We start from the raw sequence: 16,991 nt of genomic DNA, 5'->3' as shown, positions 1-16,991 counted from the left end.
GTTGGTGATGAGCTGGCAGATACCCCCGCAGAGGACGGCCTGTTCGCCGAAGAGGTCCGTTTCCGTTTCTTCCTGGAACGTCGTCTGGATGACGCCGGCCCGGGTGCCGCCGATGCCGCGGGCATAGGCCAGGGCGATGTCAAAAGCCTGACCGGAAGCGTCCTGTCCGACGGCAAAAACGTCGGGGACGCCGCTGCCTTCAACGAACTGGCGGCGTACGATATGGCCCGGGCCTTTGGGGGCTACCATGAAGACATCGACGTCGTCGGGCGGGATGATCTGCTTGAAGTGGATATTGAAGCCGTGGGCAAAGGCCAGGGCACTGCCCGGTCTGAGGTTATCCCGGATTTCGTTTTTATATACGTCGGCCTGTTTTTCATCGGGAATGAGGACCATGGTGATGTCCGCACCGGCGACGGCTTCGGCGACGGTCTGGACGGTAAGACCGGCTTTACGGGCTTTTTCTGCCGATTTGCTCCCTTTATAGAGGCCGATGGTGACATCGATCCCGCTGTCGCGGAGGTTGAGCGCATGGGCGTGGCCCTGGCTGCCGTAGCCGATGATAGCGACTTTCTTTCCTTCCATAGCTTCCCAATTGACATCCTGATCATAAAACACTTTTGCCATATTAATTTCCCCCTTAATGCTTTTTCTGATAAAGAATAAAAAAAATCCGTCCCTTATAAGGGACGGATTGTATATCCGCGTTACCACCCAAATTCTTCACTACGGCGAAGCTCCTCACAACGTACCAACATACGCGTTTCCAGTAACGTGGAAATACCGTTGATGCTTAATACATTCAGCATCACTCTTCAGGGAGGATTTTCGTCTGTCTTGTATTACCGGCTTGCACCAAGTGCCGGCTCTCTGTAAATACCAAGGGCAGAGTACTCGTTCCCGTCATCAGATTTAGTCTTTATGTGCTTGCTCCCTGAGGACTCCTGTCCCTTGAGAGAAGTTGTGAACATTGTAACGGAACTATTCCTGTTTGTCAATAGAAAATATAGCCCGGAGGAATAGAACAAAACGGCGGTTTCGAATAATTAAGGGTAAACAAAACATGTTTTATAAAAACGACGTTAAAAATTAGTATATTAATAAAATACATTATAAAAACAAAAACAAATTAATGGGTCTGCTTTTACATCCCCCGGAGTAAAGGGGCGGATATCAGGCAAATACCTTCCAAAGACCGATGAGTACCAGGGCCATGATGATGATGAAACTTATCACGCGGGTTTTGGAAAAGATTTTGGGATCATTGACCGTTCCTGGCGTCGGTTTGGGGGCTTCTACCTGCTGGGTGCCGCAGATCGGGCACATCCGTACGCCATCGCGCAGTTCAGTGCCGCATTTTTTACAAATCATATATGTCATCTCCTGAAATGTTGTTTTATATTTCCACCTGTATCATACCATGAGCGGAAGGGTCTTGCTAGTGTGCATTCCGGCATTTGTGATATAATGGAGCAAAAAGAAAAAGAGGGGGAACTGCTATGGGAATGAATGATACACCTTCTGGTGAACGCGTACATATTGGCTTTTTTGGCCGCCGCAATGCCGGTAAATCCAGTGTTGTCAACGCTGTGACCGGACAGAATCTGGCTATTGTGTCGGATACGAAGGGGACGACGACTGATCCGGTGTATAAGGCCATGGAACTTTTGCCGCTGGGACCGGTACTGATCATTGATACACCGGGGCTTGATGATACAGGGGCTTTGGGGGAACTGCGCGTGGCGCGGACACGGCAGGTGCTCAATAAAACGGATATAGCGGTCCTGGTCATCGATGCAGCAGAAGGAATGCAGCAGAGCGACAAAGAGACGCTGGACCTGATCCGGGAAAAACAACTTCCCTATATTATCGTTTATAATAAGAGTGATTTAACTACTGTACCCAATCAGATTCCCGATGATGTTTTATATGTCAGTGCCAGAAACAATACGGGCATTCATGAATTAAAAGAACGGATGGCCCGGCTGAAACCGCAGGATACGGGAGTTCCTATCGTGCGGGATATGGTACATCGGGGAGATTTTTTTGTACTCGTCGTACCTGTCGATTCGGCGGCTCCGAAAGGGCGGCTGATCCTGCCCCAGCAGCAGACTATACGGGATATACTCGATGCAGACGGGACGGCCATCGTCGTCAAGGAAACGGGGCTGAAAGATACCCTGTATCGTCTGGGCCAGAAGCCACAGATGGTCATTACCGACAGTCAGGCTTTTAAGCGGGTGTCAGCCGATACGCCGGATGACATTACGCTGACTTCTTTTTCCATTCTCATGGCACGCCACAAAGGCTTCCTGGATATTGCCATAGAAGGGGTGAGAGCCCTGAAACAACTCCAGGACGGCGATACGGTGCTTATTTCAGAAGGATGTACCCATCATAGGCAGTGTGACGATATCGGGACTGTCAAAATTCCCCGCTGGCTGCAGCAGTATACGGGGAAAAAGCTGGTCATTGAAACGTCTTCCGGACGGGATTTCCCTATGGATTTGACAAGATATGCCATGGTCATTCACTGCGGTGGATGCATGTTGAATGAACGGGAAGTGGCAGCACGGATGCAGCGGGCACAAAGACAGCATGTACCCATTACAAATTATGGGATTTTTATTGCCTGCATCCATGGGATACTGAAACGCAGCCTGGCACCATTTCCCGATTTACAGAAACGGGTCCCGTAGAGGAGAGAACGATGGAACGCTGGCTTATTTTGAAAATACAATCGGTTTTATTCCATAATCCCGCCGCAAGGGAAATCGCCGTCGGGATGGCCCGCTGGGGATTCTGGGCGTATATCCTCTATGGCCTTGTGCAATGGTTCCGCCCGGGAAATCTGCCGCAGCAGATCCGGCGCCGGCAATCAATGACAGAGGCCCTGTTTTCCGTGGGGATCAGTTCTTTCTTTTCCTTTCTCATATCGCTCATATGGCGGCGTCAGCGTCCCTTTGCCGCCCATGGTTCCGTAAGGCAGGCGGTCATACATAAAAATAACGCGTCCTTTCCCAGTAACCATACGATGAATGCAGCAGCTGCAGCACTGACGGTATTTCGTTATCAAAAGAGGTCAGGGACGGTGCTCCTGATATGGAGTATACTAATTGGCGCATCGCGGATTGCCTGCGGTGTACATTATGTGACAGATATTTTAGGCGGAATGATTCTGGGATATATGAGCAGCCGCATTGCCGGACGGAGCAGACTGGTTCGTCTGGTATCTTTTTTGGTGCCAGTGGTTTTGAAAATAGGCAGAAAAAGATAAAATAATTAGGGATGTATTGACGAATAAATTCGAAAATACGTTCAAATTAAAACGTAATTATTGATATTTAAAATAGCGTACTATAAACACGTAGTGGTATACAGCTGGCACATAATAATGTGCCAGCTTTTTATGAGCCCGAAAATGCGATATATAAGGCATTTGCGGACTTTATTAAAATTAGATTAAAAAATAAATAAAACACAATGATGTTATTTTTCTTGTAAAAATACATTATTTAGCATACAATAAATTTGTCAATAAGAGTACGGCAACGTACTTGAGGATACCGCTTATAAATCACAAGAGAGAGGAGAGTAACACATTATGGCAAAGAAAATTTTTAAAACAATGGACGGTAATGAAGCGGCTGCATACATAGCGTATGCCTTTACAGAAATCGCTTCTATTTTCCCAATCACACCGTCATCCCCTATGGCTGAACACGTAGATGAATGGGCAGCCCATGGTCGGAAGAACTTGTTCGGGACGACGGTCCAGGTACAGGAAATGCAGTCTGAAAAAGGGGCAGCCGGTGCAATGCATGGCGCATTGAATGCCGGTGCGCTGACGACGACCTTTACTTCGTCCCAGGGCATGATGATCATGCTTTCCAACATGTTCAAGATTTCCAGTGAACTTCTGCCTGGCGTATTCCACGTAGCATCCCGTACAGTAGCCACCAACGGGTATACGATTTTTGCCGGTCATGATGATGCCATGGCTATGCGTGGCACGGGCATCAGCATGATGTGTGAATCGAGCGTACAGGAAGTCATGGATCTGGCTGCCGTCGTCCATGCAACGGCTATTTCCTGCCGCATTCCTATCCTGAACTTCTTCGATGGATTCCGTACATCTCACGAAATTCAGAAGATAGAAGTCATCCCTTATGAAGAGCTCCGCCCGATGCTGGATATGGAAGCCGTCAAGGCGTTCCGTGCCCGTGGCATGAACCCGGATGATCCGGAAGCGATTTCTTTCTGCGAACCGGCAGAAACGTATATGCAGCATCGTGAATCGTTGAATAAATTCTATGACCGCGTACCGGATGTAGCCGAAAGCTATATGAAGAAAATCAGCGAAATCACCGGCCGGGAATATCACCTCTTCAACTATACAGGTGCACCGGATGCAGAATTCGTCCTGGTAGCTATGGGGTCTGGCGCACAGACCATTGAAGAAACGGTTAAGATGATGGTTGAAAAAGGCGAAAAAGTAGGCTGCATCAACGTCCACATGTTCCGTCCGTGGTCGGAAAAGCATTTCCTGTCCGTCCTGCCGAATACGGTCAAGAAGATTGCCGTCCTGGACCGCACGAAAGAAACCGGCGCCAACGGGGAACCGTTATACCACAGCGTCGCCGCTACTTTTGCCGCTGCTGACCGGTCGCCGAAGATTTATCATGGCCGTTATGGTATTGCTTCCAAGGAATTCCTGCCGGGCGATGTCGTAGCTGCCTTTGAAAACCTGAAAGCCTTTGAACCGAAGAATGATTTCACACTGAGCATCGTCGATGATGTGACCTATAAATCCCTGCCCCGTGTGGAAGGTGTCCATACAGGCGGTAAAGGCCTCAAAGCATGTAAGTTCTGGGGCTTCGGGTCTGACGGCACGGTCGGTGCCAATAAGAGCGCTATCAAGATTATTGGCGATAATACGGACATGTATGCCCAGGCATATTTTGCCTATGACTCCAAGAAATCAGGCGGTGTCACCGTATCGCATCTGCGCTTTGGTGATACGCCCATCAAGATGCCATATCTGATCAATAACGCCGATTTCATTGCCTGCCACCGCCAGTCGTACGTACATGGTTTTGACCTCCTGAGAGGCATTAAAAAAGGTGGTACGTTCCTGCTCAACACTGTCTGGAAACCAGAAGAACTGAGCGAAAAGCTGCCGGCAAGATTAAAACGGGATATTGCCCGCAATAATGTACAGTTCTACATTATCGATGCTGTAGGTATTGCCCAGAAGATTGGCCTCGGCGGCCGTATCAACATGATTATGCAGTCGGCCTTCTTCAAACTGTCCGAAGTCATTCCTGTAGACCTGGCTATTGATAAACTGAAAGAATCGGTCGTCAAATCTTATGGCAAGAAGGGCCAGAAAGTTGTCGATATGAATAATGCAGCAATCGATGAAGGACTGAAGAATATTGTGAAGATCGACGTACCGGCCGACTGGGCTGATGCACAGGACGAACCGGTTGACCTTTCGAAGCACACGAAATTCTTCCGCGAATTCTCTATTCCGGTCAATGCCCTGGAAGGCGACGACCTGCCAGTCAGTGCATACAACGGCATGGAAGACGGCAGATGGCCGACTGGTACATGCGCAGAAGAAAAACGCGGCGTAGCCATGTTCGTGCCGAGCTGGGATGCAGAAAAATGTATCGGTTGTAACCAGTGTTCCTTCGTCTGCCCGCACGCCGCTATTCGTCCGTTCCTCCTGACGCCGGATGAAGCCGTTAATGCACCGGAAGGTTATCAGGATAAAGAAATCAAAGTAGCTCCGGGATACAAATTCAACATTGTCGTATCGGTCATGGACTGCCTGGGCTGCGGCAGCTGTACTCATGTCTGCCCGAAGGAAGCCCTGACCATGAAACCGTTCGACGACGAAGAATACAAAGCTGCACTGTGGGATTATGTCATTGCCCTGCCGCAGAAGAAGAACCCCATGAAGAAAGATACGGTCATCGGCAGCCAGTTCGAACAGCCGCTGCTTGAATTTACCGGTGCCTGCGCTGGTTGTGCTGAAACGCCGTACTGTAAAGTCGTTACCCAGCTCTTCGGCGATCGCATGATGGTTGCCAATGCTCACGGCTGTTCCTCCGTATGGGGCGGCAGTGCTCCGGACTGCGGTTATACGAAGAATGCCCAGGGTCATGGCCCGGCATGGTCTACGTCCCTGTTCGAAGATAACGCCGAATATGGCTTTGGCATGATGCTGGCAGAACAGGCCGAACGCAAGCTCCTGGAAAAATATATGGACGACGCTATGGACGTTGCCAGCCCGCAGCTGCAGGAAGCATTCAAGGACTGGAAAGAACATAAACTGGAAGGCGAAGGCTCGCGGCAGCGTTCCGATGCTATCATCGCTCTGCTGGAACAGGAAAAAGAAGGCAAGCCGGCTCTGGAACAGGTATATGAAATGAAGAAGTTCCTCGTCAAACGTAGCCAGTGGATCTTCGGCGGCGACGGCTGGGCTTATGATATCGGCTATGGCGGCCTGGATCACGTACTGGCCCAGGGTCAGGATATCAACGTCCTCGTATTCGATACGGAAGTATATTCCAACACGGGCGGCCAGGCTTCCAAAGCAACGCCGACGGCAGCTGTTGCCCAGTTCGCAGCTTCCGGCAAGAAGACGAAGAAGAAAGACCTGGGCATGATGGAAGCCCAGTACGGATATATCTATGTAGCTCAGGTTGCTATGGGTGCTGATAAGAATCAGTTCCTGAAAGCCCTGAAAGAAGCAGAAGCCTATAAAGGTCCGTCTCTGATCATCGGCTATGCACCGTGCATCAACCATGGTCTGAAAGTAGGCCAGGGACAGAGCCAGCTGGAAGAAAAACGGGCTGTCGAAGCCGGATACTGGCATCTGTGGAGATACAATCCGGAACTCAAGAAACAGGGCAAGAATCCGTTCACGCTCGATTCGAAACCGCCGACAGCAAACTTCCGCGATTTCCTCATGGGCGAAACCCGGTTTGCTTCCTTGAAACGTACCTTCCCGGATACGGCAGAAGCTCTGTTTGAAAAGACGGAACAGGATGCCAAAGAACGGTATGAAGGCTATGTCCGCCTGACAAAGGCCTATGATGAAAAATAACACAGATATCATGGCGCCGTAAGGCATGATGATATACACACTCTTGTGTTTATGAGCACAGACACCCCTGGGGATTTCCCCAGGGGTGTTTGCTATCTGTATGGGATTGTTCCTTTCGGTCTATCCCTTGATCCGCTGGCGTTTGTTGCCTACGACGAGGTAGCGGCTGATACTGCGGTAGACCATGAAGGTAAAGAAGAAGAAGCCAAACAGGAATACCAGAGCGTAATCCAGTGTGAGTGGTTCATCCTGTACGTAGTACCAGGCACAGATGAGGGTCAGTATAAGGCTGCCGTACATAGATATGAGGACGCTTACCGTACGTTGTCCCCGGTCGCGCATGGAAAAGAAATCTTTGAAATGGATATAAAAACCGATAGTCGAGAATATAAGCGCTGCCGTGACGATGGCGATGGCAAGGACGCTCAGCTGGAAATAGAGTGAGACGAGAAGCAGTACCATGAGAAAGAGGGTACACAGGAAAATACCTTCCTGACGACGGATATCCTGTTTGTCCTCTTCTTCATAGGTACGGCTATCCCGGTTGCGATGACGTGCCATGGAATCACCTCCTTTGTATACCCTTTATTATAGCATATTTGCCGTGACGGGTTCTGCTTATTCGCGAAAGCGGTATCCTGCACCCCAGACGGTTTCGATATAGATGGGTTTGGCCGGGTCTGGTTCAATTTTTTCGCGGATGCGGTTGATGTGGACCATGACGGTCGCCGTATCGCCTTCGGCATCGAGACCCCAGACTTTTTCAAACAGGCGGTCCCGGCTGAAGACGAGACCTTTATTCTGGGCCAGGAATACGAGTAGCTCAAATTCCTTATTGGTCAGGGTGACTTCCCGGCCGCCGGCGAAGACGCGGTGTTTATCGACGTATATTTCCAGTTCTCCGGACCGGATGACGGCACCGTCGGCAGGAGAAGCTGACCGGGTCAGGCGTTCGTACCGCGTGATATGGGCTTTGACGCGGGCTACGAGCTCCGGCGGGCTGAAAGGCTTGCTGATATAGTCGTCGGCGCCGAGACCCAGTCCGCGGATTTTGTCGATGTCTTCCCGCTTGGCCGATACCATGAGGATAGGGACCTCTTTTTCGGCCCGGATGCGCTTGCAGATGTGGAAGCCGTCCATCCCGGGCAGCATGATGTCCAGCAGAATGAGATCGTATGTGCCGTGGAGGGCCCGGTCCAGGCCTTTTATGCCGTCGGTCTCGATGTCACTTTCGATGGCATTGGCTTCGAGGAAATCCTGTTCCAGTTCGGCGATTTCCTGATTGTCTTCAATGATGAGTATTTTTTTCATATTCTGACTCCTTAGCTGCTGCTGGCAGCGTAATGATGATGGACAGGCCACCGCCGGGCGTTTCCCCGGCAGAGATGGTGCCGTTCATGCCTTCGATGATCTGCCGTACGATAGCCAGCCCGAGGCCGCTGCCTTTTTTGACATCTGTCCGCGCCGCGTCGGTACGGTAGAAACTGTCGAACAGGCGGGGGAGGAATGGCGGTGCCACGCCAGGGCCATGGTCGGCAAAGACGAGGCGGACCTGATCAGGACCGTCTGTTACGGTTATTTCCATCGCTACTTTAGGCTTATCCTTGTATTTGATACTGTTTTCCAGGATATTTTCTACGACCCGTTGGAACTGGGCCCGGTCCAGTTGTACACAGGCTCTTCCAGTCGCCCGGCAGGTCAGGTCCAGTCCCCGTTCAGACAGGCGCTGCCTGTTTTCTCCGGTGTAGTCTTCCATATAGGACGAAAGGGAGACCGGGGTCAGGGAAAAGGACACCTGCCCCAGATCCAGCTTGGAGAACAGGAAGAGCTGTTCTACCAGTTTTTCCATGGTGCAGGCATTCTGGTATATCTGGGTGACGTAGCGTTGTTTCTTTTCTTCGGTCCGGGCAATTCCTTCGAGGATGCCGCTGGCGTATCCTTTGAGCAGGGTCAGAGGGGTCGATAAATCGTGGGAAATACCGGCGATGAGTTCTTTCCTGTTTTTTTCATAGCGCTGCTGGGCTTCACGGGCGCTTTTCAGCTGGCGGCGCATGTGGTCAAAAGCAAGGCAGGTCCGGCCCAGTTCATCGCGGAATGTGGATGTCATGTGATAGTCGAGATTGCCTTTTTCAATTTCTGCCGCTGCCTGACGCAGTGTTTCCAGGGGCTGCAGGATCTGACGGGAGAGCAGATGGGACAGGATGAGGCCGCAGGCGATGATAATCGCGCTGGCCGTGACGATGATGACAATGAGCAGTCCCTGCAGGACGCCTTTGGCCAGTCCGGCGCGGATGCCGCTTTTGGCGATAAATGGCATGGGTCCCGACGCGATGACCGTCGTCCCCGTGTGAAGCGCCGTATAGCGTAAGAAAAATCCGTCGCCATCCCAGATCATGGCCGTGTTCTGACCGCCTGATTTGCTCAGGACCCGTTCGGCCAGGCTGGTGGCATTGCTGCCGGGGGTGACGTACATGGTCCGTCCGTCCCGTATAATGGCCGTGGCGATGCCCAGATCTTCCAGTGTGCGGCAGTCTTCTTTCAGGTCTTTGAGTTTCAGCGGCCCCGGGTGTTCGGCTTTGACGCGCAGGGAGCTGACCGTGTACTGGATGGACAGGGCCGGTCCTTTTTCGGGCCAGAGCGTGGCCAGGTCGCTTTGCTGGGCCGAAAAGCGCAGGCCCTGGAACAGAAGCAGGCCCAGCAGGGTCAGGATGCAGACCGGCACGAGGACCATGGTGACGTTTGCCATGAGCAGTCGCCTTCTCAGGGGGATATCTTGTATATGCAGCATAAGCAGTATCCTTTCTCGTACATATTTTCTCACAGTATATATTGTCATTATATACTGTGTCGGCACAATCTGCCAGAGACCGGATGGGGTATGACAAAAAGGGACCTCCTGTGATGGCCCGGCCATCATAGGAGGTCTCTTTGCAGGTATCAGGCAATGCGGCTGGCCAGGATGTCTCCACTTACGGCATCTATAAGGATGTGGTAGTGGATGTCGCCATCGGAAGCACGGATCTGATAGACAGGATGGAACGCCGTGGCAGCCGGGGTGGCTGGTGCAGCCGGTGCAGTTGCTGCAGGCTGGACATCCGGTGCAGGCCGGGTGTCAGGGGCGGTGCCTTTACCAGTGGCACCGGCTGTGTCATCAGGCCGTGCAGTTCCCGGAGCCGGGGTTCTGTCTTTTTCCCGGTCCTGTTTTTTTTCCCGGTATTTTTTATCTTTCTTGTCCTTTTCTTTATGCCGGTCCTCTCCTTTTTCATGTTTGCTACCTTCAAGGTCTATGAGGGAGATGCGGGAGAAACTAAGGGAGCTTTCGTCTTTCCCGATAGCCTGGGCGGCCAGGGCGCGGGCTTTTTCTTCCGGGATGAGGGTCAGGTTCTGTGCCTGTGCCTGGGCTTCAATCATCTGGGAGATGGCCTGGATCTTCTTTTCTTTATAAGCCTGTTTTTGCTGATGATGATACCAGGCACCTCCACTGCCGGCGACGGTACAGATGACGATGGCGGTTACGGCGATTTTCGCGTTGCGGGCCGTGAAGATTTTCGATTTCCATGTATGCAGGTACGTATTCCATTTTTCTTGTGTCATGATGTATTCCTCCTCTGTTGTTTACTGACAAGGATAGTGTACAGGTAAAAGCTAAAATCCATCTAAACCGGGGCATAAGAGTTTCGAAAATTTCTCTGTACATCGGGCATTGTCTCTTTGTTGACATCGGCCCTTCTATATGGTACGCTGAACGAGGATAACTCATACTGGAAATAACGCCCTGACGGAATCTGTCCCGTGAGGGCATTTTTATTGGGAGGCAGGAATGATAAAAGCTGTAAAGAATTATGATGTCGTTATTATCGGGGCCGGGCCGGCCGGTATTTTTACGGCACTGGAACTGGCCGATAAAGGATATACGATCCTCATGGTAGAAAAAGGACAGGACATCCGCGACCGCATCGCTACGAGCGTCAATCCGCAGGCACTGGCCAAGGACAAGGTACGCAATGTCGTCTGTGGCTGGGGCGGTGCCGGGGCGTTCAGTGATGGGAAACTGACGCTTACCACGGAGTTTGGCGGCAATCTCGACGACTATATGTCCCAGGCAGAGCTGGCGGAAAAAATCAAATACGTCGATTCCGTATACTGCCGCTTCGGCGGTGCTGACCGCAAGGTATACGGTGATGAAAATCCCGAAGAAATCCGCCGCATCCAGCGTCGGGCTGCTGCAGCCGACCTGCGTTTCATCCCGGCCCGGATCCGTCATCTCGGGACGGATGTCAACGCCCAGATCCTGACAAATATGCGCGATTTCCTTGATGGTAAGGCGGATATCCTGTCCGATACGGCGGTGGAACACATCGTCGTTGAAGACGGCACAGTACGGGGCGTCATCATCGACGGCCAGCTCTACGGCTGCCAGTACCTCGTAGCCGCGCCGGGCCGGGAAGGGTCGGAATGGTTCGTCGGCGAAGTAGAACAGATGGGCCTGTCCCTGACATCCAATGCCGTCGATATCGGCGTCCGCGTCGAAATGCCGGCGGAAATCTTTGAACCCATCACGGATATCGTCTACGAATCGAAACTCATATATTTCAGCAAGTCCTTTGATGACCGCATCCGGACGTTCTGCATGAATCCCTATGGCTTTGTCGTCACGGAAAACAACGACGGCCTTTTGACGGTCAATGGCCACAGCTATGCTCACAAGCGCAGTGAAAACACGAATTTCGCCATTCTCGTTTCCAAGAAATTCACTGAACCGTTCCACGAACCGATCCGCTACGGCAAGTACATCGCCCGCCTGGCCAATATCCTTGGCGGCGGCGTCATCGTACAGCGTCTGGGCGATTTCCTCGACGGCCGCCGCTCGACGCCGGAACGGATCCGCCGCGGTCTCGTGCGGCCGACCATGCCCAGCGCGACACCGGGCGATTTGTCGCTGGTCCTGCCGTACCGCCATATGCTGGATATTAAGGAAATGTTCGAAGCCCTGGATAAGGTAGCGCCGGGAGCTAATTCCCGCCACACACTCTTGTACGGCGTGGAAGTGAAATTCTATTCTAACCGCCTGGAACTGAACAATAAACTGGAAACGAAGATTCCTAATTTCTTTGCCATCGGTGACGGGGCCGGTATCACGCGTGGCCTCGTACAGGCATCGGCAGCTGGTGTCACCGTAGGCCAGGAAATCCTGTCGCGCACGCGGCATCATTGACGCGGCGCCAGAGAGACGATACAATGAAAAGATAGAGATTTTGATCTATACCATACGAGGAGGATGTCATTCATGTTAGCATCGAAGTTATATTGCCCGACGCTGCGCGAAATCCCTGCAGAAGCAGAAATCGCCAGCCATCAGTATATGTTAAAAGCCGGTATGATCCGCAAGAACGGCGGCGGTTTGTATTCGTTCCTGCCCTTGGGACGGCGGGTTGAGCTGAAAATCGAAGCCATTGTCCGCGAAGAAATGGACGGAATCGGCGCACAGGAAATCATGATGCCCATCATGCAGCCGGCAGAAATCTGGCATGAATCGGGACGCTGGAACGCTTACGGCCCGGAAATGTTTAAGCTGGAAGACCGTCATGGCAATCATTTCTGTCTGGGACCGACCCACGAAGAACTGATTACGACGCTGGTCCGCAACGAATTGCGCTCGTACAAGCAGCTGCCGGTCACACTCTGGCAGATGCAGAATAAGTACCGCGATGAAATCCGTCCCCGCTTCGGCCTCATGCGCAGCCGTGAATTTGTCATGAAAGACGCCTATTCGTTTGACGTCGATGCCGAAGGACTGCACAAGAGCTATCAGGATGAATACGATGCCTACACGCGTATCTTTACCCGCTGTGGCCTGAACTTCAAGCCTGTCGAAGCCGACAGCGGACAAATCGGCGGCAGCCATACCCACGAATTCATGGCTCTGGCCGAAGCAGGGGAAGCGGAAGTCGTATCGTGCCCGAAGTGCGAATACGCGGCAGATATTGAAAAGGCTGAACCGGCAGCCCTTGCGATGGCAGCAGAAGACGCAAAGGATATGGAACTCATCGAAACGCCGGGCTGCTCTACCATTGAAGAATTGGCAGCCTTTATGAAGATTCCCGTAGAAAAGACTATCAAGGCTGTAGCCTTCACTATCGACGGCGAAAAGACGGTCCTCTGCATGGTCCGCGGCGATCACGAAGTCAACGATGTAGCCGTCCAGAACTTCGTTGGCGGTAATGCCATCGAACCTGCGACGGAAGACGAATTGAAGGCCCATGGCCTGCAGCCGGGCTATATGAGTCCTATCGGCGCTGATACACCCGATAATGAAACGTTCTTCGTCCTCGTCGATCCGACGGCTATGAATGTGCCTAACGGCGTCACCGGTGCCAATAAAGCCGGGTATCATTACCAGAATGTCAATCCGGACCGGGATTTCAAAAACGTCACGGTGGCCACTATCCGCATGATGGTCGAAGGCGATGCCTGCCCGCACTGCGGCGCGCCGGTTCACATCATGCGCGGCATCGAAGTCGGCCAGGTATTTGAATTGGGGACCAAGTATTCCGAATCCCTCCACGCTACCTTCCTCGACCAGGACGGCAAGGCCAAACCGTTCTACATGGGCTGCTACGGCATCGGCGTCACCCGCACCATTGCCGCTGCCATCGAACAGTTCCACGATGATAAAGGCATCATGTGGCCGGTAGCCATTGCTCCGTATGAAGTAGTCATCCTGCCGCTCAACATGAAAGATGAAGAACTGGCCGGTTACGCACAGGATTTGTACCAACAGTTTATGGCCGTTTCCTCTGACGTCGTTCTCGATGACCGCAAGGAACGGGCCGGTGTCAAATTCAACGACGCAGACCTCATCGGCTACCCTGTCCAGGTCGTCATCGGCAAAGATACGAAGAATAACGGCACGGTCGAAATCAAGGTCCGCCGGACAGGCGAAAAAGAAGTCGTAGCCAAGGAACAGGCCCTGACACGGGTACAGGAAATCCTTTCGGATCTGCGCAGCAAAAACATGTAAGAACTGCTGTTCCTGCGCTATTTCCTATGGCTCTGGCGGCAGGGATGGTGTATAATAAAGCGTAAGCTTATTTCCAATATACATCTGTTCAAAGGAGAGATACTCGTGATAGAACGTTATACAAAAGAAGAAATGGGTAAGATCTGGGCTGAATACAATGAATGGAATACTATGAAAGAAGTAGAAATCCTGGCCAGCGAAGCCCAGGCTGAACTGGGGAACGTCCCAAAGGAAGCGGCGAAGGAAATCCGCGAAAAAGCTGCTTTTACGGTAGAACGCATCCATGAAATCGAAGCCGAAACCCATCATGACATTGCCGCTTTTGTATCCACGTTGTCTGAAAATATCGGCGAAGCCGGCAAGTATGTCCATCTCGGCCTGACATCGACCGATGTCAAAGATACGGCACTGGGCTACATGCTCAAACAGGCATCGGATATCCTCATCAAGGACCTGGAAAACTTCCATGCCGTCCTGCGCCGCCGTGCCGTCGAATTCAAATACACTCCCTGTATCGGCCGTACTCATGGAATCCATGCCGAAGCGACTACGTTCGGCCTGAAATTATGCAACTGGATGGCTGAAATCGAACGGGATATCGACCGCATGAAACACGCCAAAAAGACCATCGCCGTCGGCAAGATTTCCGGCGCCGTCGGCACCTATGCCGATATCGACCCGTTCGTTGAAAAATACGTCTGCGAACACCTGGGCATCGAAGCTTCTCCGATTTCTTCCCAGACTTTGCAGCGTGACCGCCATGCTGAATACGTGACGACTCTGGCCGTCATCGCCAGCTCCATCGACAAGATGGCAACGGAAATCCGTCATCTCCAACGGACAGAAGTACGGGAAGCAGAAGAATATTTCAGCCCCAAACAGAAGGGCTCGTCCATCATGCCCCACAAGCGCAATCCCATTACGTGTGAACGCATGTGCGGCCTGGCCCGCGTCATCCGCGGCAATGCCCAGGCAGCCCTGGAAGATGTCGCTCTCTGGCATGAACGGGATATCTCCCATTCGTCCGTCGAACGGGTTATCCTGCCGGACAGCACCATTGCCCTGGACTACATGCTCCAGACCTTTACCCGCGTCATCGACCGTCTCCTCGTATATCCTGACAAGATGATGAAGGACCTCAACCTGACCGGCGGCCTTATCTACAGCCCGATCATCCTCAACACGCTCGTAGAAAAAGGCGCCGTCCGCGAACAGGCGTATCGCTGGGTACAGCGCAATGCCATGAAACGCTGGCTCGAGGGGGAAGATTTCCTGGAAAACCTGAAGAAAGACGAAGACGTAAAGAAATATATGACGGCAGAAGAAATCGAAGGCTGCTTCGACGTCAACAAGATGCTCCGCCATGTCGATACTATCTTCGCCCGCTTCGGCATCTGATCCAGCCGGCTATAGACGATACAATATAAGAAAGAGGGGAGCTGCAGCATGTTACAGATGCCGGCAGCTCCCCGTTTTTGTATAAAAAAGAGAGGCCGCCAGACGAACTGGTTTAACAGCCTGCGAACGGCAGTTTCTTCGTCAAACATCAAACATCAAACATCAAACTATCTATCCCGGAGGTGTACTATGTACTATTTTGACAATGCGGCTACGACGGTACAGAAGCCGCCGGCTGTTGCTGAGGCGGTGTACGAAGTGCTTCATAGCGGCCTGTATGGCAATCCGTCCCGTGGCGCCCACGGGTATTCCCTGCGGGCGTATGAACTGGTGCTGGAGGCCAAAGAGCAGGTAAAAAGCCTGTTTTCTGCCGGGCAGGATTATGAGGTGGCCTTTACGCACAACTCGACGACGGCGCTCAATCTGGTCCTCAAGGGACTGGTGCGTCCGGGAGACCACGTGCTGACGACGATGTGGGAACATAATGCCGTCCTGCGCCCGTTGTACCAGCTGGAGAAAGAAGGTGCCACCGTAGATTTTATCGGCAGTGATGCCCGCACGGGGCAGCTCCGTTATGAGGAACTGGAGCAGAAACTCCGGCTGGAAACGAAGCTGGTCGTATGCAATCATGCGTCCAATGTGACGGGAAATGTGCTGGATATATCCCGCATACGGGCTTTCTGTAAAGCCCATGGCCTGTTTCTCGTCATCGATGCATCCCAGTCGGCTGGCGTCGTTCCCATCGATGTGTCGGACGGGACGATAACGGCTATCTGCTTTACGGGTCATAAATCACTCTACGGACCGGGAGGAACGGGCGGTGTCTGCATCCGCCGCGATGCACCGGTCCGGCCGGTCCTGACCGGTGGCGATGGCGTCCATGCCTTTGACCACGACCAGCCCGGCGGTGTCCCTGCCATACTGGAAGCGGGGACGGCCAATGTCGCCGGCATTGCCGGCCTGAGTGCCGGCGTGTCCTATATACGGGAACACTGGCAGGAGCTGCAGCGGAAGCAGGCGGTTCTGAGTGACTATTTTCTCCAGGGACTACAGCAGATTCCGGATCTAGTACTCTATGGCGATGTTTCCGGTCCGCGCGTCCCCGTCTTTGCCGTCAATTTCCCCGGTGCTGAATCAACCGTCGTCAGTGATATACTCTGGGAGACCTATGGCATCGCTACGCGGCCGGGATTTCACTGTGCTCCCCTCCTGCATGAATCTTTGGGAACAAAAGAGCAGGGAGCCGTGCGCTTTTCCCTTTCATCCTTTACGACACGGGATGACCTGGACGCAGCCCTTGTCGCCCTGAAAAAGATAAGTGCCCTGCAAAGATGAACGAAATGCATAACAAATATGATATGTCTGTTTCGAATGGACGCTTGACTATTTAGAGTGGAAATAGTATCGTATAGTACAGGCGTGTGGTATACGTAACGTCCTCATTTCTTGGGAAAG

The 16,991-nt window shown here is 52.3% G+C and carries 13 protein-coding genes and 1 other annotated feature; of the genes, 7 read left to right on the top strand and 6 right to left on the bottom strand.

Translation table 11 applies throughout. From position 1 onward, the window contains the following. The coding region (gene ilvC / locus B2U90_RS00690) for a ketol-acid reductoisomerase (protein WP_292016842.1) at positions 1-645 on the bottom strand (645 nt) is incomplete at its 3' end. 37 nt (positions 646-682) lie between these two features. Further along, positions 683-916 (bottom strand) — a binding site (T-box leader). A gap of 257 nt (positions 917-1,173) precedes the next feature. Next, positions 1,174-1,371 (bottom strand): zinc-ribbon domain-containing protein, encoded by a 198-nt coding sequence (locus B2U90_RS00685; RefSeq protein WP_059076327.1) that lies wholly within the window; start codon positions 1,369-1,371, stop codon positions 1,174-1,176. Positions 1,372-1,499: 128 nt separating this feature from the next. On the opposite strand from B2U90_RS00685, the gene hydF reads away from it, so the two are divergent. From hydF to nifJ, 3 genes are all read left to right on the top strand, one after another. Beyond that, positions 1,500-2,699: a [FeFe] hydrogenase H-cluster maturation GTPase HydF gene (hydF, locus tag B2U90_RS00680; RefSeq protein WP_292016841.1), complete on the top strand. Its 1,200-nt coding sequence runs from the start codon at positions 1,500-1,502 to the stop codon at positions 2,697-2,699. Positions 2,700-2,710: 11 nt separating this feature from the next. Further along, on the top strand, positions 2,711-3,277 hold the full coding sequence (locus tag B2U90_RS00675; RefSeq protein WP_059076329.1) for a phosphatase PAP2 family protein: 567 nt from the start codon (positions 2,711-2,713) through the stop codon (positions 3,275-3,277). A 327-nt stretch (positions 3,278-3,604) separates the two neighbouring features. Continuing rightward, positions 3,605-7,117, top strand: coding sequence for a pyruvate:ferredoxin (flavodoxin) oxidoreductase (gene nifJ / locus B2U90_RS00670; protein ID WP_170087054.1), 3,513 nt, complete (start codon positions 3,605-3,607; stop codon positions 7,115-7,117). 120 nt (positions 7,118-7,237) lie between these two features. On the opposite strand, the gene B2U90_RS00665 is transcribed toward nifJ, so the two are convergent. From B2U90_RS00665 to B2U90_RS00650, 4 genes are all read right to left on the bottom strand, one after another. Beyond that, positions 7,238-7,678: a hypothetical protein gene (locus B2U90_RS00665; protein ID WP_118023098.1), complete on the bottom strand. Its 441-nt coding sequence runs from the start codon at positions 7,676-7,678 to the stop codon at positions 7,238-7,240. 57 nt (positions 7,679-7,735) lie between these two features. After that, entirely contained in the window at positions 7,736-8,428 is a 693-nt protein-coding gene (locus tag B2U90_RS00660; RefSeq protein WP_170087053.1) for a response regulator transcription factor, read from the bottom strand. Beyond that, a complete protein-coding gene (locus B2U90_RS00655) occupies positions 8,406-9,863 on the bottom strand; it encodes a sensor histidine kinase (RefSeq protein WP_292016840.1) in 1,458 nt (485 codons plus the stop codon). The genes B2U90_RS00660 and B2U90_RS00655 overlap by 23 nt, the downstream gene beginning before the upstream one ends. A 191-nt stretch (positions 9,864-10,054) precedes the next feature. After that, positions 10,055-10,711 (bottom strand): PepSY domain-containing protein, encoded by a 657-nt coding sequence (locus B2U90_RS00650; RefSeq protein ID WP_292016839.1) that lies wholly within the window; start codon positions 10,709-10,711, stop codon positions 10,055-10,057. Positions 10,712-10,937: 226 nt separating this feature from the next. Between B2U90_RS00650 and B2U90_RS00645 the strand changes: the two genes are divergently transcribed. The 4 genes from B2U90_RS00645 to B2U90_RS00630 all read left to right on the top strand — a co-directional run bounded on the left by B2U90_RS00645 (position 10,938) and on the right by B2U90_RS00630 (position 16,871). Further along, complete coding sequence (locus B2U90_RS00645; RefSeq protein ID WP_170087050.1) at positions 10,938-12,332, top strand: NAD(P)/FAD-dependent oxidoreductase; 1,395 nt, start codon at positions 10,938-10,940, stop codon at positions 12,330-12,332. 72 nt (positions 12,333-12,404) lie between these two features. After that, positions 12,405-14,138: a proline--tRNA ligase gene (locus B2U90_RS00640; protein ID WP_113855260.1), complete on the top strand. Its 1,734-nt coding sequence runs from the start codon at positions 12,405-12,407 to the stop codon at positions 14,136-14,138. Positions 14,139-14,243: 105 nt separating this feature from the next. Further along, positions 14,244-15,536, top strand: coding sequence for an adenylosuccinate lyase (purB, locus tag B2U90_RS00635; protein ID WP_059076334.1), 1,293 nt, complete (start codon positions 14,244-14,246; stop codon positions 15,534-15,536). Positions 15,537-15,725: 189 nt separating this feature from the next. After that, complete coding sequence (locus B2U90_RS00630) at positions 15,726-16,871, top strand: aminotransferase class V-fold PLP-dependent enzyme (protein WP_113855261.1); 1,146 nt, start codon at positions 15,726-15,728, stop codon at positions 16,869-16,871. Positions 16,872-16,991: the final 120 nt, after the last annotated feature.

The sequence above is a fragment of the Megasphaera sp. UBA4233 genome (assembly GCF_002395615.1).
In the GTDB taxonomy this organism is placed as follows: domain Bacteria; phylum Bacillota; class Negativicutes; order Veillonellales; family Megasphaeraceae; genus Megasphaera; species Megasphaera hexanoica.
This window is presented reverse-complemented; position numbering and strand designations above follow the sequence as displayed.